The 19,439-nt window shown below is 65.7% G+C and carries 19 protein-coding genes; 8 read left to right on the forward strand and 11 right to left on the reverse strand.

From position 1 onward, the window contains the following. Window positions 1–2: 2 nt before the first annotated feature. Entirely contained in the window at window positions 3–641 is a 639-nt protein-coding gene (gene maiA, locus RQP53_RS19660) for a maleylacetoacetate isomerase (RefSeq protein WP_315652387.1), read from the reverse strand. An 86-nt stretch (window positions 642–727) separates the two neighbouring features. Between maiA and RQP53_RS19665 the strand changes: the two genes are divergently transcribed. After that, complete coding sequence (locus RQP53_RS19665; protein ID WP_315652388.1) at window positions 728–1,276, forward strand: NUDIX hydrolase; 549 nt, start codon at window positions 728–730, stop codon at window positions 1,274–1,276. 132 nt (window positions 1,277–1,408) lie between these two features. Here the strand turns inward: RQP53_RS19665 and RQP53_RS19670 are convergent, their stop codons facing one another. The 6 genes from RQP53_RS19670 to RQP53_RS19695 all read right to left on the reverse strand — a co-directional run bounded on the left by RQP53_RS19670 (window position 1,409) and on the right by RQP53_RS19695 (window position 8,617). After that, window positions 1,409–2,122 carry an ABC transporter ATP-binding protein gene (locus tag RQP53_RS19670; protein WP_434064128.1) on the reverse strand — a complete coding sequence of 238 codons (714 nt, stop codon included), beginning with the start codon at window positions 2,120–2,122 and terminating at the stop codon, window positions 1,409–1,411. Next, entirely contained in the window at window positions 2,119–2,886 is a 768-nt protein-coding gene (locus RQP53_RS19675; RefSeq protein ID WP_315652389.1) for an ABC transporter ATP-binding protein, read from the reverse strand. The genes RQP53_RS19670 and RQP53_RS19675 overlap by 4 nt, the downstream gene beginning before the upstream one ends. After that, on the reverse strand, window positions 2,883–4,190 hold the full coding sequence (locus RQP53_RS19680; protein WP_315652390.1) for a branched-chain amino acid ABC transporter permease: 1,308 nt from the start codon (window positions 4,188–4,190) through the stop codon (window positions 2,883–2,885). The genes RQP53_RS19675 and RQP53_RS19680 overlap by 4 nt, the downstream gene beginning before the upstream one ends. Window positions 4,191–4,313: 123 nt before the next feature. Next, entirely contained in the window at window positions 4,314–5,273 is a 960-nt protein-coding gene (locus tag RQP53_RS19685) for a branched-chain amino acid ABC transporter permease (protein ID WP_434064130.1), read from the reverse strand. A 314-nt stretch (window positions 5,274–5,587) separates the two neighbouring features. Beyond that, complete coding sequence (locus RQP53_RS19690; RefSeq protein ID WP_315652458.1) at window positions 5,588–6,793, reverse strand: branched-chain amino acid ABC transporter substrate-binding protein; 1,206 nt, start codon at window positions 6,791–6,793, stop codon at window positions 5,588–5,590. A 165-nt stretch (window positions 6,794–6,958) separates the two neighbouring features. Next, window positions 6,959–8,617, reverse strand: a complete 1,659-nt coding sequence (locus RQP53_RS19695; RefSeq protein ID WP_315652392.1) for a 3-(methylthio)propionyl-CoA ligase — start codon at window positions 8,615–8,617, stop codon at window positions 6,959–6,961. Window positions 8,618–8,730: 113 nt separating this feature from the next. Here RQP53_RS19695 and RQP53_RS19700 point away from each other — a divergent pair, with 113 nt between their 5' ends. The 5 genes from RQP53_RS19700 (at window position 8,731) to RQP53_RS19720 (ending at window position 12,597) form a co-directional block, all read left to right on the forward strand. Then, window positions 8,731–10,296 carry a protein adenylyltransferase SelO gene (locus RQP53_RS19700; RefSeq protein WP_315652393.1) on the forward strand — a complete coding sequence of 522 codons (1,566 nt, stop codon included), beginning with the start codon at window positions 8,731–8,733 and terminating at the stop codon, window positions 10,294–10,296. Then, window positions 10,293–10,712, forward strand: coding sequence for a peptide-methionine (R)-S-oxide reductase MsrB (msrB, locus tag RQP53_RS19705; protein WP_315652394.1), 420 nt, complete (start codon window positions 10,293–10,295; stop codon window positions 10,710–10,712). Before RQP53_RS19700 ends, msrB begins: the two co-directional genes overlap by 4 nt. A gap of 34 nt (window positions 10,713–10,746) precedes the next feature. Continuing rightward, window positions 10,747–11,403: a septation protein A gene (locus RQP53_RS19710; protein WP_315652395.1), complete on the forward strand. Its 657-nt coding sequence runs from the start codon at window positions 10,747–10,749 to the stop codon at window positions 11,401–11,403. Continuing rightward, window positions 11,400–11,675, forward strand: coding sequence for a BolA family protein (locus tag RQP53_RS19715; RefSeq protein WP_315652396.1), 276 nt, complete (start codon window positions 11,400–11,402; stop codon window positions 11,673–11,675). Before RQP53_RS19710 ends, RQP53_RS19715 begins: the two co-directional genes overlap by 4 nt. Before the next feature lie 121 nt (window positions 11,676–11,796). Then, window positions 11,797–12,597, forward strand: a complete 801-nt coding sequence (locus RQP53_RS19720) for a peptidylprolyl isomerase (RefSeq protein ID WP_315652397.1) — start codon at window positions 11,797–11,799, stop codon at window positions 12,595–12,597. Window positions 12,598–12,753: 156 nt separating this feature from the next. Here RQP53_RS19720 and RQP53_RS19725 read toward each other — a convergent pair whose 3' ends face one another. Next, complete coding sequence (locus tag RQP53_RS19725; RefSeq protein WP_315652398.1) at window positions 12,754–13,422, reverse strand: ABC transporter ATP-binding protein; 669 nt, start codon at window positions 13,420–13,422, stop codon at window positions 12,754–12,756. Between the two features lie 24 nt (window positions 13,423–13,446). Here RQP53_RS19725 and RQP53_RS19730 point away from each other — a divergent pair, with 24 nt between their 5' ends. Then, window positions 13,447–14,085, forward strand: a complete 639-nt coding sequence (locus RQP53_RS19730; protein WP_434064129.1) for an arylesterase — start codon at window positions 13,447–13,449, stop codon at window positions 14,083–14,085. A 64-nt stretch (window positions 14,086–14,149) separates the two neighbouring features. On the opposite strand, the gene RQP53_RS19735 is transcribed toward RQP53_RS19730, so the two are convergent. Together RQP53_RS19735 and def are read right to left on the reverse strand one after the other, a co-directional pair. After that, window positions 14,150–16,255 (reverse strand): DUF6600 domain-containing protein, encoded by a 2,106-nt coding sequence (locus RQP53_RS19735; protein WP_315652400.1) that lies wholly within the window; start codon window positions 16,253–16,255, stop codon window positions 14,150–14,152. Between the two features lie 115 nt (window positions 16,256–16,370). After that, window positions 16,371–16,910 (reverse strand): peptide deformylase, encoded by a 540-nt coding sequence (def, locus tag RQP53_RS19740; RefSeq protein ID WP_315652401.1) that lies wholly within the window; start codon window positions 16,908–16,910, stop codon window positions 16,371–16,373. A 60-nt stretch (window positions 16,911–16,970) separates the two neighbouring features. Here def and RQP53_RS19745 point away from each other — a divergent pair, with 60 nt between their 5' ends. Then, a complete protein-coding gene (locus tag RQP53_RS19745) occupies window positions 16,971–17,948 on the forward strand; it encodes an MBL fold metallo-hydrolase (protein WP_315652402.1) in 978 nt (325 codons plus the stop codon). Window positions 17,949–17,963: 15 nt separating this feature from the next. On the opposite strand, the gene ntrC is transcribed toward RQP53_RS19745, so the two are convergent. After that, window positions 17,964–19,436 carry a nitrogen regulation protein NR(I) gene (gene ntrC, locus RQP53_RS19750; RefSeq protein ID WP_315652403.1) on the reverse strand — a complete coding sequence of 491 codons (1,473 nt, stop codon included), beginning with the start codon at window positions 19,434–19,436 and terminating at the stop codon, window positions 17,964–17,966. Window positions 19,437–19,439 lie beyond the last annotated feature (3 nt).

Consider the following 19,439-nt stretch of genomic DNA (forward strand, 5'->3'; position numbering starts at 1 on the left):
ATTCACTCGGCGTCCGGGCAGGCCGAGGGCTGGGTCTTGTTGAAGGCCTCGTGGGCCATGCAGTGTTCGAACACCTTCATCACCGTCGGCACATGGTCGAGCCGGGCGTTGAAGCGCTTGGCATTGAAGATCTGCGGCACCAGCACGCAGTCGGCCAGGCCAGGGGTGTCGCCGAAGCAGAACTTTCCTGCCCGGCCTTCGCGGGCCAGGCGCTGCTCGACGACTTCCAGGCCGGTCTCGACCCAGTGGCGGTACCAACGGTCCTTGTTCTCGTCGCTGACGCCCAGTTCCTTGCTCAGATAGCGCAACACGCGCAGATTGTTGACCGGGTGGATCTCGCAGGCGATGTCCTGCGCCAGCGCCCGCACATAGGCACGATCCAGCGCGCTCTTGGGCAGCAGCGGCGGCTCGGGATGGGTTTCATCCAGGTACTCGATGATGGCCATCGACTGCGTCACCACCGCCTCGCCGTCACGCAGCAGCGGCACCAGGCGCGAGGGCGAAATCACGGCGTAGGACTCTTTGAACTGTTCATTCTTGGCCAGATGCACCGGGCGGTAGTCATAGTCCAGGCCCTTCAGAGCCAGTGCGATGCGCACACGGTAGGAGGCAGAGGAGCGAAAGTAGTTGAACAGTTCCATGGTGTCGTCTCGGTGAGCTGCGCCACGCGTGGGGGCACAGCAGGGTTCAGCCCGCGATGATGCCACGGGGCCGCTACACTGGCCCGATGTTGCTGACCCGTCGTTTCAAGCATTGCCCCAGCTGCGGCGCGCCGGTGCAATACCTGGTGCCGCCCGACGACAACCGCGAGCGCGCCACCTGCACCGCATGCGCCAGCATCCACTACGAAAACCCGATCAATGTGGTCGGCACCCTGCCCGTCTATGGCGAGCAGGTGCTTCTGTGCCGGCGCAATATCGAGCCGCGCTATGGCATGTGGACGCTGCCGGCCGGCTTCCTGGAGCTGGGTGAGACCAGCGCCCAAGGCGCCGCCCGCGAGACCGACGAGGAGGCCGGCGCCGAGATCGAGCTGCAGGATCTGTACTGCGTGCTGAACGTGGTGCGGGTCGGTCAGATCCATCTGTACTACCGCGCCCGGCTGCTGTCGGACCGCTTCAACCCCGGCCCCGAGACGATCGAAGCGCGGCTGTTCCACGAGCACGAGATCCCTTGGGACGAGCTGGCGTTTCGCACCGTGCGCGAAACGCTGCAGCGCTTCTTCGAGGACCGCCGGCTCGGCCGCCCCTATGCGCTGCACTGCGCGGACGTTGGCTGAGCGGGGTCGGAACAGCCGGAACAAACCACAGAGACACGGAGACACAGAGAAAGCCTGAAGGCCCTAGCCAACTCTGTGTCTCTATGTCTCTGTGGTTTGCATTTGTCTGGCTTTCCACATCAGGGCCAGCCGCTACACCTCCAGCCACTCCTTGCGGATATAGCTGTTCGCCCGCAATTCCGCCGGCGTCCCTTCGAAGACGATGCGCCCATGGCCCATCACATAGCAGCGCTCCGAGATCTCCAGCGCGATGGCCAGCTTCTGCTCGACCAGCAGCACCGCGATGCCGCGCCGCTTCAGCTCCTTCAGGTACTCGGCCACCAGCTCGACGATCTTGGGCGCCAGGCCCTCGGTGGGCTCGTCGATCATGATCAGATCGGGGTCGCCCATCAGCGTGCGGCACAGCGTCAGCATCTGCTGCTCGCCGCCTGAGAGCACACCGGCCTCGGTGTGCTGGCGCTCCTTCAGGCGCGGGAACATCTGGTACATGTCCTCAAAGCCCCAGCGCGCCTGCTTCTGTCCGGACTTCTGCCCCAGCAGCAGGTTTTGATGAACCGTCAGCTTGGGGAAGATGTCGCGGTTCTCGGGCACATAGCCAATGCCATGCTGGGCCACTTCATAGGCTTTTTTGCCGAGCAGCTCGGCCGCGCCGAAACGGATGCTGCCACTGCCATCGACCTGGCCCATGATGGTCTTGACCGTCGTCGAGCGGCCCGAGCCATTGCGGCCCAAGAGGCTGACGATCTCGCCCGGCCGCACCTCCATGCTGACGCCATGCAGCACATGGCTCTTGCCGTAGAAGGCATGGACGTTGTCCAGGCGGAGCACGCGTTCTTGGGCACTCATGCATGCACCTCCGCCAGCACCGAGCCCAGATAGGCCTCCTGCACCCGCGCATTGGCGCGCACGGCTTCCGGCGTATCAAAGGCGATCACCTCGCCATAGACCAGCACGGCAATCTTGTCGGCCAGGCCGAACACCACGCCCATATCGTGCTCCACGGTCAGCAGGGTCTTGCCCACGGTCACCTCGCGGATCAGCTGGATGAAGCGGGTGGTCTCGCTCTTGCTCATGCCGGCCGTCGGCTCATCGAGCAGGATGACGCTGGAGCCGCCGGCAATGGTGATGCCGATCTCCAGCGCGCGGGCCTCGGCATAGGTGAGGTTCATCGCCAGCACGTCGCGGCGCTTGTCCAGCTTGATCATCTCCAGCACCTGGTCGGCGCGGTCATTGGCGTCGTCCAGATCGGCCAGGAATTTCCAGAAGGCGTAGCGGTAGCCCATGCTCCAGAGCACCGCACAGCGGATGTTCTCGAACACCGAGAGCCGGGTGAACAGATTGGAGACCTGGAAGCTGCGCGACAGGCCACGGCGGTTGATCTCGTAGGGCTTGCGCCCGGCTATGCGCTCACCATGCAAGCGGATCTCGCCGCTGCTCGGCGCGAAGCGGCCGCTGATCAGATTGAACAGCGTGCTCTTGCCGGCGCCATTGGGGCCGATCACCGCCACCCGTTCGCCGGGCCGCACCTGCAGCCGGGCGCCGCGGATGATCTCGGTCTTGCCGAAGCGCTTGCGTACGTCCAGCAGTTCCAGCGCGAATTCAGCGCTCATAGCGACTCCCTGCGCTTGATCTCACGCTCGATGTCCTCCTGCACCTGATCCCACTCCAGCTTGAACTGACGTCGCGCCAGTTCAAAGAGGCCGGCGCCGACCACCAGCACCAGGCCGGCCCCGAACCAGACATGCCCCGCAGCGCTGTCCAGCGTCGCGCCCAGAAAGCGCATCTCCGGGCCCAGCGCCTCGTTGAGCTGGCGGTGAAACACCATCTCCACCATCGCCCCGGCGCCCAGCAGCAGGGTCAGCCCGGTGCCGGCCAGGGCCAAGTAGGCGGTCCAGAGCTGGCGCAGCTTGCCGAAGGCGGCCACACGCAGATTCATCATGATCAGCGCCGCGAAGCCGCCCGGCGCATACATCACCATGAACAGGAACAAGAGGCCCAGATAGAGCAGCCAGGCCTTGGTCAGCTCCGACAGCAGCACGCCGGCAATGACCATCAGCACCGCACCGATGATGGGCCCGAAGAAGAACACCGCGCCGCCAAGAAAGGTGAAGAGCAGATAACCGCCCGAACGGATGGCCCCGACCACCTCGGCGGTGACAATCTCGTTGTTCAGCGCGCCCAGGCCGCCGGCAATGCCGGCGAAAAAGCCACTGATCACAAAGGCCATGAAGCGCACCCAGTGGGTGTCATAGCCGATGAACTCAACGCGCTCCGGGTTGTCGCGCACGGCATTGAGCATGCGGCCCAGCGGCGTGCGCGTCAGCGCGAACATCGCCGCCGTCGACACAAAGCAGTAGACCGCTACCAGGTAGTAGACCTGGATCTGCGGCCCGAAGCTGATGCCCAGCACCGGCTTGCCGATGACGCGGTTGCTGGAGATGCCGCCCTCACCGCCAAAGAACTCCGGCAGCATCAGCGACATCGACCAGACCAGCTCGCCAATGCCCAGCGTGATCATCGCGAAGGGTGTGCCGGCCTTCTTGGTCGACACATAGCCCAGCAGCGCCGCGAACACCATGCCGGCCACACCGCCGACCAGCGGCACCAGGCTGACCGGAATGCTCCAGGCGCCGCTGGCCGCCAGGTTCAGCGTGTGGATGGCCAGAAAGGCACCCAGGCCGCTGTAGACCGCATGGCCAAAGCTCAGCATGCCGCCCTGCCCCAGCAGGATGTTGTAGGCCAGGCAGGCAATGATGGCGATGCCCACCTGTATCAGCATGGTCTGCGCCAGCCCGCTGGTCCAGATCAGCGGCGCCAGCATCAGCGCCAGCGCATACAGCCCCCAGACCAGCCAGCGGCCGACGTTCCAGGGCTTGAAATGAAAGTGCGCACTGCTGGCGCGAATTGAATTCATGATGGAGCTCTCAACGGCGCGTCTCGCTTTCTGATCCAGCAAGGCCCGAGGCGCCGGCTTTGCCGGGCCTGCGGGCCTGCCCCCTTGAGGGGGCGCGCGTAGCGCGTAGGGGGTGGGACATCACTAGTCTTCCCGTGTGCCAAGCAAGCCCTTGGGGCGGAAGATCAGGATCAGCACCATCAGCAGATACGGCAGGATGGGTGCCACCTGGGCCACGGTCAGGCGCAGCAGCGGGTAGCCAAAGCTGTCGGGCGTGATCTTGAGGCCGGCCTGCGTCAGCGCGCTGGCCAGCGAGCCGTCAATCGTCAGTGGCAGTGTCTGCAGCAGGCCGATCAGGATTGAACCGACGAAGGCCCCGGCCAGCGAACCGACTCCGCCGACCACCACCACGACAAAGATGATGGAGCCCACCGTCAGCGCCATATTCGGTTCGGTGACGAAGGTGACGCCGCCCACCACACCGGCCAGCCCGGCCAGGGCGCAGCCGCTGCCGAACACCAGCATGAAAACACGCGGCACGTTGTGCCCCAGTGCCTCGACCATCTCCGGGTGCGTCAGCGCCGCCTGGATCACCAGGCCAACGCGGGTGCGCGTCAGCATCAGCCACAGTGCCAGCAGCATCAGGAGCGCCACGCCCATCATGAACAGCCGCGTCAGCGGGAAGGTCGAGCAGGCCGCCGCCGCACACAGCGAGGCCGGCGCCGCTCCGGCCACCAGCGACAAGCCCAGCTGCGGATGCTGAACAAAGGTGAAGGCCGAGCCCTGCAGCGAGGGCGGCGGCGTGAACGGCACCGCCGTGCGCCCCCAGATCAGCTGCACGAGCTCCAGCACCACATAAGACAGGCCGAAGGTGATCAGCAGTTCGGCCACATGCCCGAACTTGTGCACCCGTCGCAGCGCCAGCCGCTCGAACAGCGCGCCCAACACCCCCACCGCCAGTGGCGCCAGCAGCAGCGCCGGCCAGAAGCCCAGCAGGCCGACCAGGCTGTAGGCGATATAGGCGCCCACCATATAGAAGCTGGCATGGGCAAAGTTCAGCACACCCATCATGCTGAAGATCAGCGTCAGCCCCGAGCTGAGCATGAACAGCAGCAGCCCCGAGGATAGGCCGTTCAGCAGATTGATCAGGATTTGGTCCACAAGGTGATCCGAACAAGAAAGCAAACCACAGAGACACAGAGCCACAGAGTCCGCAGGAGCCAAATCGATTCAAACCCGGGCCAGACAGGCGCGGCGTGCATCAACAGGCTCGTGACCGTGAGCAGCAGCCTGGGAATTTGGCGAGCAGCTGCCGTCGCGAGCGGTCGGAGGTGGCGCCGAGGCGCGCAGCCGTACTCCCGTACGGCGAGCACCACAGGCACCAGATCGGCCCGCGCAGCAGGCAGATGCCGCCAAATTCAGGGGCGTTTCATTTGGCAGGAGGTGGGCGTCGACGAGACATAAGGCTCATACGTCTTCACCGGCACCAGCGTGTAGCCGGTGTTCTCCGGGCTGTAGGGGTACTTCGCATCGGCCTTCTTCCAGACCGACAGGTACAGCGTCTGCTGCAACTGGTGGTCGGTCTTGCGCATCTGCACCTCGCCATTGAAGCTCTTGACGCTCAGGCCTTCGAGTGCCGCCGCCACCTTGAGCGGATCGGTGCTCTTGGCATTGGCCATGGCCTGGCCCAGCAGCGTGTAGATGTGGATGATGCTGCCGGTGTAGAAGTCGTCGTTGAACTTCTTCTTGTACTCATTGGTCCACTCGCCGACCTGCCCACCCATGTTGTAGTGGTTGTAGGCAATCTGGTAGACCCGGTCGGCGCCCGAGGCGCCCATCGCCGTCGGCGTGCCGGTGACGCCGGCGTAGTAGGTGAAGAACTTGCCCGTATAGCCGGCCTCGTTGGCGGCCTTGATCAACAGCGAGAGATCGGACCCCCAGTTGCCGGTGATCACCGTGTCGGCGCCGCTGGCCTTGATCTTGGCGACATAGGGCGCGAAGTCGCGCACCTGGGCAATCGGGTGCAGGTCCTCGCCGACGATCTGGATGTCCGGCCGCTTGCGGGCCAGCAACTCCTTGGCGTACTTGGCCACCTGATGGCCGTGCGCATAGTTCTGGTTCAGCAGGAAGACCTTCTTGATATCGGTCTGGTCCTTCATGAAGGTGGTGATGGCCTCCATCTTCATCGAGGTATCGGCATCCATGCGGAAGTGCCAGTAGCTGCACTTGCTATTGGTCAGGTCCGGGTCTACGGCCGAGTGGTTCAGGAACAGGATTTCCTTGCCTGGGTTGCGCTCGTTGTGCTTGTTGATGGCGTCGACCAGTGCCAGCGCCACACCCGAGCCATTGCCCTGGGTGACGTAGCGCACGCCCTGATCGATGGCCGACTTCAGCGCGTTCAGCGACTCGGCTGGGCTCAGCTTGTTGTCGATCGGCACGATCTCGAATTTCACGCCGGCCGGATTGCTCTTGTTGAACTTCTCGGCAAAGAACTGGAAGCTCTTCACCTGGTTCTGCCCCACCGGCCCCATCAGGCCGGAGAGCGGATCGATCCAGGCGATCTTGACGGTCTCGCCCTTCTGCGCCATGGCGGCGCCGGCGCTCAACAGCAGGGCTGTCGCCATTGCCAGGCTGGTGGCTACGGGGGTTCGCTGGGTCTTGTGCATCGTTGTCTCCTTTATTGCTTTGACTAAGGCGTGCAAATCAGCGGTGGGTGAAGGGGGTGGCGCTCTTACAGCGGCAGGCTTGGCTCTGATGGCAGCGCTGCAGCGCGGTATCGCCTGATATAGCTAACTTGGCAATGAGTGATCCTTGAACAATTCGCGCAGCTTGAGTTTCTGGATCTTGCCGGTGGCGGTGTGCGGAATCTCATCAACAAAGACCACATCGTCCGGGATCTGCCACTTGGCGATGCGGCCCTCATAGAAGGCCAGCATCTCCTCACGGCTGAGCGCCTGACCGGGCTTTTTGACGACCACCAGCAGCGGCCGCTCATCCCATTTGGGGTGGCGGGCCGAGATGGCCGCCGCCTCATGGACGGCCGGATGGGCCATCGCGATATTCTCCAGATCGATGGAGCTGATCCATTCGCCGCCTGACTTGATCACGTCCTTGCTGCGGTCGGTGATCTGCATGAAGCCATCGGCGTCGATGGTGGCCACATCACCGGTCGGGAACCACTGGCCCTGGGCCACGCCTGCTGCGTCGTGGACCGGCTGCAGCGGCGAGCCCTGCTGGCCAAAATAGCTGTTGATCACCCAGTGGCCACGCACAACCAGATTGCCGGCGCTCTGACCGTCCCAAGGCAAGGCCTGACCCTCGTCGTCGATGATGTCCATATCGACGCCATAGATCACCTTGCCCTGCTTTTCCAGCAGCCGGCGCTGCTGCTCCTGCGGCAGGGTGAGCTGCTTGGCGGTCAGGCGAGACAAGGTACCCAGCGGCGACAACTCGGTCATGCCCCAGGCATGGATCACCTCGACGCCATAGTCATCCATCAGTGTCTTCAGCATCGCCGGCGGGCAGGCCGAGCCGCCGATCACCGTGCGCTTGAAGCTGCTGAACTTCAGCTGATTGGCGCCCACGTAATTCAAGAGCCCCAGCCAGACGGTGGGCACGCCGGCGCTGAAGGTCACACCCTCGCTCTCGAACAGCTCGAACAGCGATTTGCCATCCAGATGCGGCCCCGGCATCACCAGCTTGCAGCCGACGATGGCGCTGCTGTAGGGCAGCCCCCAGGCATTGACGTGGAACATTGGCACCACCGGCAGGATCACATCCTTGCGCGAGCAATCCATCGCATCCGGCAGCGCCGAGGCAAAGGCGTGCAGCACGGTGGAACGGTGGCTGTAGACGGCGCCCTTGGGATGGCCGGTTGTGCCCGAGGTGTAGCAGATGCTGGAGGCGGCGTTCTCGTCGAACTGCGGCCAGTCATAATGCCCATCTTCTGCGGCCAGCAGCTCTTCGTAGCAGAGCAAGTTGGGCAGCGACGTTTGCGCCGGCATGTGGGCGCGGTCGGTCATCAGCACCAGATGGCGCAGCGTGCTCAAGTGCGGCGCCAGCTTCTCGATCAGCGGCAGGAAGCTCAGGTCAAAGCACAGCAGCGCGTCCTGCGCGTCATTGGCAATCCAGGCAATCTGCTCGGGGAACAGCCGTGGGTTGATGGTGTGGCAGACCAGCTCGGAACCAGAGGCGCCGTAATAGATCTCCAGATGGCGGTAGCCATTCCAGGCCAGGGTGGCGACGCGTTCGCCGGCCTTGAGCCCCAGCCGGGCAAAGGCCTGGGCTGCCTGACGCGAGCGCAGCTCGGCGTCTTTCCAGGTATAGCGGTGCAGATCGCCTTCGACCCGCTTGCTGACGATCTCGGTATCACCCGAGTGGCGGGCCGCATGCTGAATCAAGGACGAAATCAGCAGGGGCATGGACATCATCTGTCCCATCAGGGCCATGCGCAGTCTCCTGTCTTGTAGGGGGTCGCCGGGTACGACGATTAGAGACCCCTCTCAGTTCATCTTAACCCTGCCCCCAGGGCCGACAAGTCACCCTCGTTACACTGACTCTCATGGTTTTCGACAGGGGTCTTGCGAGCCCGCAATTCGCTGATAACGCAGCGCCAAAGCATGCCAGCACCGACTGGACAGCACAGCTGTCCGCCGATGCACCGGCCAGCTACACGCGACTGGGCGAGGCCTTCATCAGCCCTGTGATGCCCGAGCCGGTGCGTGATCCGCACTGGGTGGCAGCCAACCCCGACTGCGCCGCCCTGCTCGGCCTGGGCGCCGACTGGCAGACCGACAGCGCCCTGCAGCTGCTCAGCGGCAATGCCCTGCCCGCCGCCGTGCAGCCCTGGGCCAGCGTCTACAGCGGCCACCAGTTCGGCGTCTGGGCCGGCCAGCTCGGCGATGGCCGCGCACTGCAGATCGGCGAGCTGGAGCACCAGGGTCAGCGCTGGGAGCTGCAGCTCAAGGGCGCCGGCCGCACACCCTATTCACGGATGGGCGACGGGCGCGCCGTGCTGCGCTCGTCGATACGCGAATTCCTTTGCTCCGAAGCCATGGCGGCACTGGGCGTTCCGACGACGCGGGCCTTGTGCATCACCGGCTCGCCGCATCCGGTGCGCCGCGAGGAACTGGAGAGTGCCGCCATCGTCACCCGCCTGGCGCCCAGCTTCATCCGCTTCGGCCATTTCGAGCACTTCTCCCACAGCCAGCAGCATCAGGCCCTGCAAGAGCTGGCCGAGCACTTCATCGCCCACCATGCACCTGAATGCGCGGCCGCGCCGCAGCCGGTGGTGGCCCTGCTGGAGAAAGTCGCGCGTCAGACCGCCCAGCTGCTGGCGCAGTGGCAGGCCGTGGGCTTCTGCCATGGGGTGATGAATACCGACAATATGTCCATGTTGGGCCTGACGCTGGACTATGGCCCCTTCGGCTTTCTGGACGGCTTCAATCCCGGCCACATCTGCAACCATTCCGACAGTCAGGGTCGCTACGCCTATGCGCGCCAGCCCAATGTCGCGTTCTGGAACCTGCATGCGCTGGCCCAGGCCCTGCTGCCGCTGCTGCCGGGTTCGAGCGAAGCCGAGCGCGAGGCCGGCGGCGAGCAACTGCTAGCGGCGCTGGAGCCCTACCGCGAGGTCTTTCCGGCGGCCATGCTGGCGCAGATGCGCGCCAAGCTGGGTCTGGCCAGTGAGCAGGAGAGCGACCGCGAGCTGGTCGACGACTGGCTGCGTCTGCTGGCCGCCCACAGGATCGACTACACGATTGCCCATCGCCGGCTGAGCCGATTCGAGCTTGCTCATGAAGCCAGTGCAGTCAACGAGGCGCTGCGCGACCTCTTCATTGACCGCGCCGCTTTTGACGCCTGGGCCCTGCGCTACCGCCAGCGTTTGCAGGCCGAGGCCAGCCAGGACGGCGAGCGCCAGGCGCGGATGCTGGCCAGCAACCCGGCCGTGGTGCTGCGCAACCATCTGGCCGAGGGGGCGATTCGCCAGGCCCGCGACGGCGATTTCAATGAAGTGCAGCGATTGCTGAAAGTTTTGCGCCGCCCGTTCGACGAACCCGAACAGGCCGGCGACGCCGGCTTCCCGCCCGACTGGGCCCAAGACCTGGAAGTCTCCTGCTCATCATGACCAAGCCCATCAACGACCCGTCCTACCCGGTTCAGAAGAGCGATGCCGAATGGCGCGCCGAGCTGGACACAATGCAATACCAGGTGGCCCGCCATGCGGCCACCGAGCGCGCCTTCAGCGGCAAGTACTGGGATCACTGGCAGAGCGGCCAGTACAACTGCGTCGGCTGCGGCACACCACTGTTCGAGGCCGAGACCAAGTTCGATGCCGGCTGCGGCTGGCCCAGCTACTGGGCGCCGATCAACAGCGAGGTGGTCGAGCGCGTCGTCGACCAGAGCCATGGCATGGTGCGGGTCGAGGTGCGCTGCCAGCGCTGCGGCTCACACCTGGGCCATGTGTTCCCCGACGGACCGCAACCCACCGGCGAGCGCTTCTGCATCAACTCCGCCGCGATAGACTTCGCGCCCAAGACCTGAGGCCTCCGCCTTGGGGCATGCCTGAACGCGACCGATGAAGCTGCTGCTCGATTTTCTGCCCCTGATCCTGTTCTTTGCCACCTTCAAGTATGCGGAAGGCGCCAAGGACTGGGCGGCGGCCTTCGCCACCGAGCACTTCGGCTTCATGGTCTCGGGCGGCAAGGTCGGCCCCGAGGAAGCGCCGGTGCTGCTGGCCACACTGGTGGTGATGGTCGCCACCTTGACCCAGGCCGCCGTGCTCAAGCTGCGCGGCAAGAAGATCGACCTGATGCTGTGGATCAGCCTGGCGCTGGTTGTGGTGTTGGGCGGCGCAACGATCTGGTTTCACAACGAGACCTTCATCAAGTGGAAGCCCAGCGGCCTGTACTGGGGCATGGCGCTGACCTTCCTGATCAGCGACAAGCTGTTGAAGAAAAATCTGCTCAAAAGCATGCTGGGCGCCGATATGCAGTTGCCCGAGGCGGTGTGGTCGCGGCTGAGCATGGCCTGGGTGCTGTTCTTCGGCGCGATGGGATTCCTCAATCTCTATGTCGCCTACAACTTCACGACCTCGACCTGGGCCAATTTCAAGGTCTTCGGCACCACCGGCCTGGTGCTGCTGTTCACGCTGGCGCAAGGCCTCTATATGAGCCGCCATCTGCCACCGCTTGAGGCCGAACAGGGCTCCAAGCCTGAGGAAAAGCAACCATGAGTGCCCCCCGCGCCTCGATGGCCGAGATCGAAGCCCGGCTGCGCGCCGCGCTCAACCCTAGCAGCCTGAGTGTGCGGGACGACAGCGCCCAGCATGCCGGCCACGCCGGCGCCCGCGAGGGCGGCCACTACACGGTGGAAATCACCAGCGAGCGCTTTACAGGCCTTCACCGAGTGGCCCGGCATCGCCTCGTATATGATTCTCTTTCCGAGCTGATGCAGCGGGGAATTCACGCGCTGGCGATTCAGGCCCGCGCCCCGGGAGAACCCTAGGCATCGGTGTTGTCAGCTTGTAGCGCCCGTAACGGCTCTCGTTGGGGCGCTTGTTTTTGTGCATAACGCAAACCCGGTTTTTAGATGTCGCCGGTGGAGTCTGTTGAAAGGCCCAATGTCCATGAAGAAGATTGTGCTCACCGCCGCCATCGCGGCCCTGTCCGCCACGCTGGCGCCCCTGTCGGCCCAGGCACAGAACATCGCGACGGTGAATGGCAAGGCCGTGCCCAAGGCACGCGCTGACCTGCTGATCAGCCAAGTCACCAAAAATGGCCAACCGCGCACCCCTGAGCTGGAAACCCAGGTCAAGGACGAAGTCGTGCTGCGCGAAATCTTCATGCAGGAAGCCGAAAAGCGCGGCATCCCGGCCAGCGCGGATTTCAAGGCCCAGCTGGAGCTGGCTCGCCAATCGCTGCTGATCCGCGGCCTGATCGAAGACTACCGCGCCAAGAACCCGGTGACCGACGCTGAAGCGCAAGCCGAGTACGACAAGGCCAAGGCTGCCAACAGCGGCACCGAGTACCGCGCTCGCCACATCCTGGTCGAGAAGGAAGAAGACGCCAAGGCGCTGATCAAGCAGATCAATGGCGGCGCCAAGTTCGAAGACCTGGCCTCGAAGAACTCCAAGGACCCCGGCTCTGCCGCCAACGGTGGCGACCTGGACTGGGCCAACCCGGCCGGTTTCGTGCCCGAATTCAGCAAGGCCATGATCGCGCTGAAGAAGGGTGAGTTCACGCAAGAGCCGGTGAAGTCGCAATTCGGCTATCACATCATCAAGCTGGAAGACACGCGTGACGCGCAGTTCCCGGCCTTCGATGACGTCAAGGCACAGATCAAGCAAAACCTGGAAAAGCAGAAGGTCGGCGAGTTCCAGAAGGAACTGAAGACCAAGGCCAAGACGGACTACAAGTTCGCAAATTAAGGCTGGCCCCCTACCGGCTGCGCCGGCCCCCATCCGGGGGCACGCCCGTAGGACCGGCGGAGCCGGAGCCTCGGGCGTCGCTGGATGGGCGGTGCGCTGCGACGGTTGGTGCTGTGAGAACCCGCTTCGGCGGGTTTTTTGCTTTCTGTGCCTTGCTCAGACCAGGCGGCCGGCTTCGATGCGCAGCTGACGCTCGCAACGAGCGGCGATGGCGGGGTCGTGGGTGACCAGCACCAGTGTGGTGCCGATCTCGCGGTTCAGCTCGAACATCAGGGCCATCACCTGTGCGCCGGTGGCGAAATCGAGGCTGCCGGTCGGCTCGTCAGCCAACAGCAACGCCGGCTTCTGCACAAAGGCACGGGCCAGCGCCACGCGCTGCTGCTCGCCGCCGGACAGCACGCGCGGATAGTGGCCCAGGCGCTCACCCAGGCCCACGCGTTGCAACATCTGCGTGGCGAGCTGACGAGCCTCGCGAATGCCGCGCAACTCCAGCGGCAGCATCACGTTTTCCAAGGCGCTCAGATGAGCCAGCAGCTGGAAACTCTGGAAGACAAAGCCGATGTGGGCGGCGCGCAGCGCGGCGCGGCCATCTTCGTCCAGCGCAAACAGGCTCTGGCCGGCCAGCGTCACCGTGCCGTGGCTGGGCACATCCAGGCCCGCCAGCAGCGCCAGCAGCGTGCTCTTGCCCGAACCGGAGGCGCCAACGATGGCCACCGATTCCCGCGCCTGCAAGGTGAAGCTGATGTCATGCAGAATCGTCAGCTCGCCGGTGGCATCACGCACGGTCTTGCCGAGCTGCTGGACTTCAACAATGGTTTCTGACATGAGGATGGGATTGCCGTGAATGGAATGCGACGTCGCGCGTGGATGGCGCACTGTAGCCTGAGCGCCCTGGCTCTGATGGTGCCGGGTCTTGCCAGCGCAGCCACAAGTCAGCCTCGGCGCATTCTGGTGCTGGGTGACAGCCTCTCGGCCGAATACGGCCTGACACGCGGCAGCGGCTGGGTCGCGCTGCTGGAGCAACGTCTGGCCGAGCAGAAGATCAGCGCCACGGTGTTCAATGCCAGCATCAGCGGCGACACCACGGCCGGCGGCCGCTCACGCCTGCCCGAGCTGCTCAAGAGCCAGCAGCCGACCCATCTGATCATCGAGCTGGGCGGCAACGACGCCCTGCGCGGCCTGCCGCTGAAGCAGACGCGCGAGAACTTCGAGGTGATGATCCGCGCCGGGCGGGCCGCTGGCGCCAAGGTGCTGCTGGCCGGCATGCAGATGCCGCCCAACTACGGCCCGGTCGGCCGTGAGTTTGCCGCGCTGTATGGCGAGCTGGCCCGGCAGGAGAAGGTCGCGCTGACGCCTTTTCTGCTGGCCGGCGTGGCCGATCGGCCCGATGCCGACGCCTGGTTCCAGCCCGACCGCATCCATCCGCTGGCCAAGGCCCACCCGCTGATGCTGGACAACATCTGGGCGGCACTGAAACCGCTGCTCTGAAACAGCAAGCAGGGGGCGGGTGCGAGGCGCCCTCCCCTCGTGTTCAGTGTTCAGCGTTCGCCGTTCAGCGATCGGTCTGGCGCCGGTTGTCGTCCCGATCCTTGCCGCGGCCGGGCGCCGCGCGCGGCTCCTCGCTGCGTTGCGGCGGCGCCGATTGGCGCAGGGGCAGTTCCGGTGCGCGCTGCTGGGAACGTTCCGGCACGGCCCGCTCGGGGGCTCGCTCGACGGTGCGTTCTATCGGGCGTTCTACCGGGCGCTCGATGTGGCGCTCAACTGGACGTTCAACTGGACGTTCAAGCTGCCGCTCCATCGCACGCTCCGGAACCCGCTCGAAACTCCGCTCCGCCGGCCGCTCCCAGCGCCGCTCCGGCAGTTGCTGCACCGGCGCCACCGGCGCGGGCTGCGGCTGGCTTTGCGGCGCAGGCAGAGACATGGGGCTAGGCTGCGGCGTGACCAGTGTCGGACTGCCACGCTCGGGCAGCCGGCGTTGCGGCGAGGACTCTTGCGGCGGCGTGGCCGGCCAGGCTGGCGGCACCGGCGCAGCGACAGTGGGCGTGGGCACATGCTGTGGTGCTGGCACCGTCGGCAGGCTGGGCAGCACGACGCCGGTTCCGCCAGGCGGCGTGCCAAGCGGCGCACCATGGCCCGGCAAGGCAGGTGGCAGCGGCGCACGCTCACCATCACGCCCATCACGCCCGTCACGCGACGTGCGCGTCGGCAGGCCAGCTGGCGCCTGCGAATCACCAGAGGCATTGAAGGCCGGCTGACCGGGCTGGCGCGGTCTGTCTTCAGCGCCGCGATTCCAGGCGCGCTGCGGTGCATCGGCCGGCGGCTGCGCCCGGGTGGGTACCGTCTGCAAAGGCAGTTCACTGCGCTGCGGTGCCTGCGTGATCGGCTTGAGCACCGTGTCGCGATCGGTAAAGGCTACCGGTCGACCAGAGCCCTGCACCGGCAGCACGCTGATGGCGCCGACGACGTCGCGATTGCGATGCGGCGGCAGCACTGGCAGCTGGCCCGGGCGCTGCACGGTCAGCGCCGGGCTGTCGTGGTTGATTCTTTGCCCATAGGCGGGGCTGTGGCGGTAGGTCGGCACATAGACTTCGCGCGGGGCCAGCGGATACCAGCCATAGCGCGGCGGCGGCGGCCGGCGGCCGATGCTCACCCCGACGCTGACGACCGGCCCACCGACCCAGGCGACCAAGGCCGGCGAGTACACCGGCCGTGCGACATAGCGACCCGGCACCCAGCACCAGCGGCCGACGTGATGGACCCAACGCCCATAGTGGAAAGGCGCAAAGCCCCAGGGCGATTCATCGACCCAGCTCCAGCCCCAATGCCGCGTCCAGACCCAGCGGCCGTGGCGATACGGCGCCCAGTCCACGGCGACCTGCTGTGGCACCCAGACGGTGCCATAGTCAGCCACCGTCTCCCAGCGGCCATAACGATCCAATTCCTCGGCCCCGGTCATCTCGGGCGAGACATAGCGGTAGGCCTGCACCTCGGTGTCGGCGGGGTTCTGCGCCAGCAGCCAATCACCGAAGGCGTCCGGCGTCAGCGACTGGCGTTCGGTACGCGGGCCGTTGGCCCACCAGAACTCGACCTGCTCGCGCTCGGCCAGCCAGACCGGCGCAGCCTGCTCGGTACGCGAATCAAAGCGCAGGCGGCCATCCCAATTGACGGCACGGGTGCCGCGGTCGAGCTGGTCAATCCGGTACAGGCCGGCCTGTTCGAAGGCGAAGCGGCCCTCGCGGGTGCGAACGCTGAGCTCGCGAGCGAGTTCGGCCTTGCGCAGGCGCAGGCCCAGCGCGCCGCGTTCAAGCAGCAGCTCGACGCCCTCGTCGTCGAGCCGGCTGAACTCCAGGTCGCCGCGGCCGTCCAGCCACAGGCTGATCGAGCCAATGCGCAGCGCCAGCCGTGCGCCGGGCTCGCTGCGCAGCCGGTCGCCCTCGGCAATCGTCTGGTTGAGGGCCAGCGGCTGCCAGGCCTTGTTCTCGGCATCGAACACCCAGGCCTCGCCGCTGAGTTCGGCCACGCGGCCGGCGCGGGCGGGTGGGTCGGCCCAGGCGCTGCTCAGGAAGACGCTGAGCAGCAGCGCCATCGCCAGGCGCAGCCCGGTGCTGCGGTGTGCGGGATTGCGGCTCAGTCTGGTGCTGCGGTTGCCATCGTCCATGCGGACCTCCTTCGGTCTGCGTTCAACGCCGCAGCCCCTGAGCTGGTGCACAGGTCGGTCAACTTAATTTCGATCAGCCGCCAGGCCTGCAAGCGGCTGAAGCGCCTGTTCAGGCTCAATCGTCCGCGTCAGCCCCCATATCGGGAAAGAGCACCTCGGTGAAACCGAAGCGGCTGAAGTCCTTGACCCGCATCGGGTAGAGCACACCGTTCAGGTGATCGCATTCATGCTGGACCACCCGGGCGTGAAAGCCCTCCACCTCGCGATCGATCACCGCGCCATAGGGGTCGAAGCCCTGGTAGCGAATGCGGGCATAGCGTGGCACCACGCCACGCAGCCCCGGCACGGAGAGGCAGCCCTCCCAACCCTCTTCATCGCTGCTTTCGCTCAGCGGCGTGATGACGGGATTGATCAGCACCGTTTTCGGCACCGACGCTTCGTTCGGGTAGCGCTGCAGGCGCTCGAATCCGAACACCACCACCTGCAGATCGACACCGATCTGCGGTGCGGCCAGACCGGCGCCATTGGCGGCCACCATGGTGTCGAACATATCGGCCAGCAGCGCATGCAGCGCCGGCGTATCGAAGCCCTGCACCGGCTGCGCCTGACGCAGCAGGCGCGGATCGCCCATCTTCAGAATTTCACGTACGGCCATGACTCGATTCTTGGTCTATCGTGCGAGGCATCGTACAGGAGCATCAAAAGGAACCAAGCGATGGGTTTGCCGGACTTTGTGCATGACCTCGGCACGGGCATCTACGCGATCGATACCGCCTTTCAGCGCGAGCATTTCGATGCGGCCTACCTGCTCGTCGAGCAGGGTCGCGCGGCCTTCATCGACACCGGCACCAATCATTCGGTGCCACGCCTGCTGGCGGCGCTGGACGCCGTGGGCCTGGGCCACGAGGCGGTCGACTTCGTGATCCCCACCCATGTCCATCTGGACCATGCCGGCGGCGTTGGCCTCTTGATGCAGGCCCTGCCCCGCGCCCAGCTGATCGTTCATCCGCGCGGCCTCCGGCATATGTTGGACCCGAGCGCGCTGTGGGCCGGCGCGCTGGCCGTCTATGGCGAAGCCGAGATGCAGCGCTCGTACGGCGAGCTCCAGCCGGTAGCGGCCGAGCGGGCCAGCGCCAGCAGCGATGGCCAGATCATCGAACTGGCGGGCCGGCCGCTGCTGCTGCTCGACACCCCTGGCCATGCCCGCCACCACCACTGCATCTGGGACAAACAGAGCCGCTGCGTCTTCACCGGCGACACCTTCGGCCTCTCCTACCGCGAGTTCGACAATGCCGCCGGCCAGCCGTGGATGCTGCCGACCAGCACGCCAGTGCAGTTTGAGCCAGAGGCACTGCGCCAATCGATTGAGCGACTGCTGGCCTTGCAGCCCGAAGGTCTCTGTCTGACCCACTTCGCCCGCGTCGGCCACAGCGTGGCCGAGGTGCGCATGCTGGCGGCCCAGCTCTTGCAGCAAGTGGATCAGATGGTCAGCGCAGCACTGGCGCTGCGCGACAGCACTGATCGCCACGAGGCGCTGAAGCGCGCCCTGCAGACCCAGTACCTGCGCAGTGCAGGAGAGCACGGCAGCGTGCTCACCGAGGCCGAGATGGCCGCGCTGATGGCGATGGACGTGGAGCTGAACGCCCAGGGCCTGGGCATCTGGATGGACAAGCTGGCACCGCCTGCCGGCTGAGGCAGGCGCCGTTGCTCAGGGATCCAGGCCCAGTTCCTGGATCTTGCGCGTGATCGTGTTGCGGCCTATGCCCAGCTTTTGCGCCGCCTCGATGCGGCGCCCGCGGGTCACGTCCAGGGCGGTGAGGATCAGGCTGGCCTCGAAGCGACGGGTCAGCGCTTCCCAGACATCGGGCTCGCCGGCCTGCAGCAGGCGTCGTGCCTCGCGGGCCATCTCCTGCACCCAGCCTTCGCCGGCCGGGGCGCTGGCCATGGGCTGGCTCAGCGCCGCCAGCGGCGCGGCACCCAAGGGCAGCGGCGGGCTGACTTCGGCCGCCGCCAGCGGCTGGGCCAGCAACTCCTGCGGCAGGTCCTTGGCCTCGACGACCTGGGTCGGCGCCATCACGCTGAGCCAGTGGCAGATGTTTTCCAGCTGGCGCACATTGCCCGGGAAATCAAAGCTGACCAGGCGGGCCAGCGCCGCCTCGGACAAACGCTTGGCCTCGACACCCAGCTCGGTGGCGCTGCGCTGCAGGAAGTAGCGCGCCAGCACCGGGATGTCCTCACGGCGCTCGCGCAGCGGCGGCAGGCGCAGCCGGATCACGTTCAGCCGGTGGAACAGATCCTCGCGGAAGGCACCCTGGCGCACCCGTTCTTCAAGGTTCTGGTGAGTAGCGGCTATCACCCGCACATTGCTGCGCAGCGGGCTGTGGCCGCCGACCCGGTAGTACTGGCCGTCGGAGAGGACGCGCAACAAACGGGTTTGCAAATCGAGCGGCATATCGCCGATTTCGTCGAGGAAGAGCGTGCCGCCCTCGGCCTGCTCGAAGCGGCCACGCCGCGTCGCCTGCGCGCCGGTGAAGGCCCCGCGCTCATGGCCGAACAGTTCGCTCTCGAGCAGGTCCTTGGGGATGGCCGCGGTATTGATGGCCACAAAAGGCCCGTTGCTGCCGGCCTCGCCGCGCGGGCTGTGCTTGTGCAGTGCGCGCGCCACCAACTCCTTGCCCGAGCCGGACTCGCCGGTGATCAGTACGGTGACGTTGCTCTGGCTGAGCCGGCCGATGGCGCGGAAAACGTCCTGCATCGCCGGTGCCTGGCCCAGCATCTCAGGCACCTGCGCGGCGGTGTCCTGATCGACCGCCTCGCGCAGGCTTTCCTCCTGGGCACGGCGAATCAGCTCGACCGCACGCGACAGATCAAAGGGCTTGGGCAGGTATTCAAAGGCGCCGCCCTGGAAGGCCGAGACGGCGCTGTCCAGATCGGAGTAGGCGGTCATGATGATGACCGGCAGCTGCGGCAGCCGCGCCTTGACCTTGGCCAGCAGGTCCAGGCCCGAACCGCCGGGCATGCGGATGTCGGACACCAGCACCTGCGGACTGTCTTCGTCCAGCGCCGCCAGCAGGTCGCGGGCATTGCTGAAGGCGCGCACCGGCAGCCCTTCGCGGCTGAGCGCCTTCTCCAGCACAAAGCGAATCGAGTGGTCGTCGTCAACAATCCAGATGGATTTCATGCA

The sequence above is a fragment of the Roseateles aquae genome (genome assembly GCF_032337115.1).
In the GTDB taxonomy this organism is placed as follows: domain Bacteria; phylum Pseudomonadota; class Gammaproteobacteria; order Burkholderiales; family Burkholderiaceae_C; genus Roseateles_C; species Roseateles_C aquae.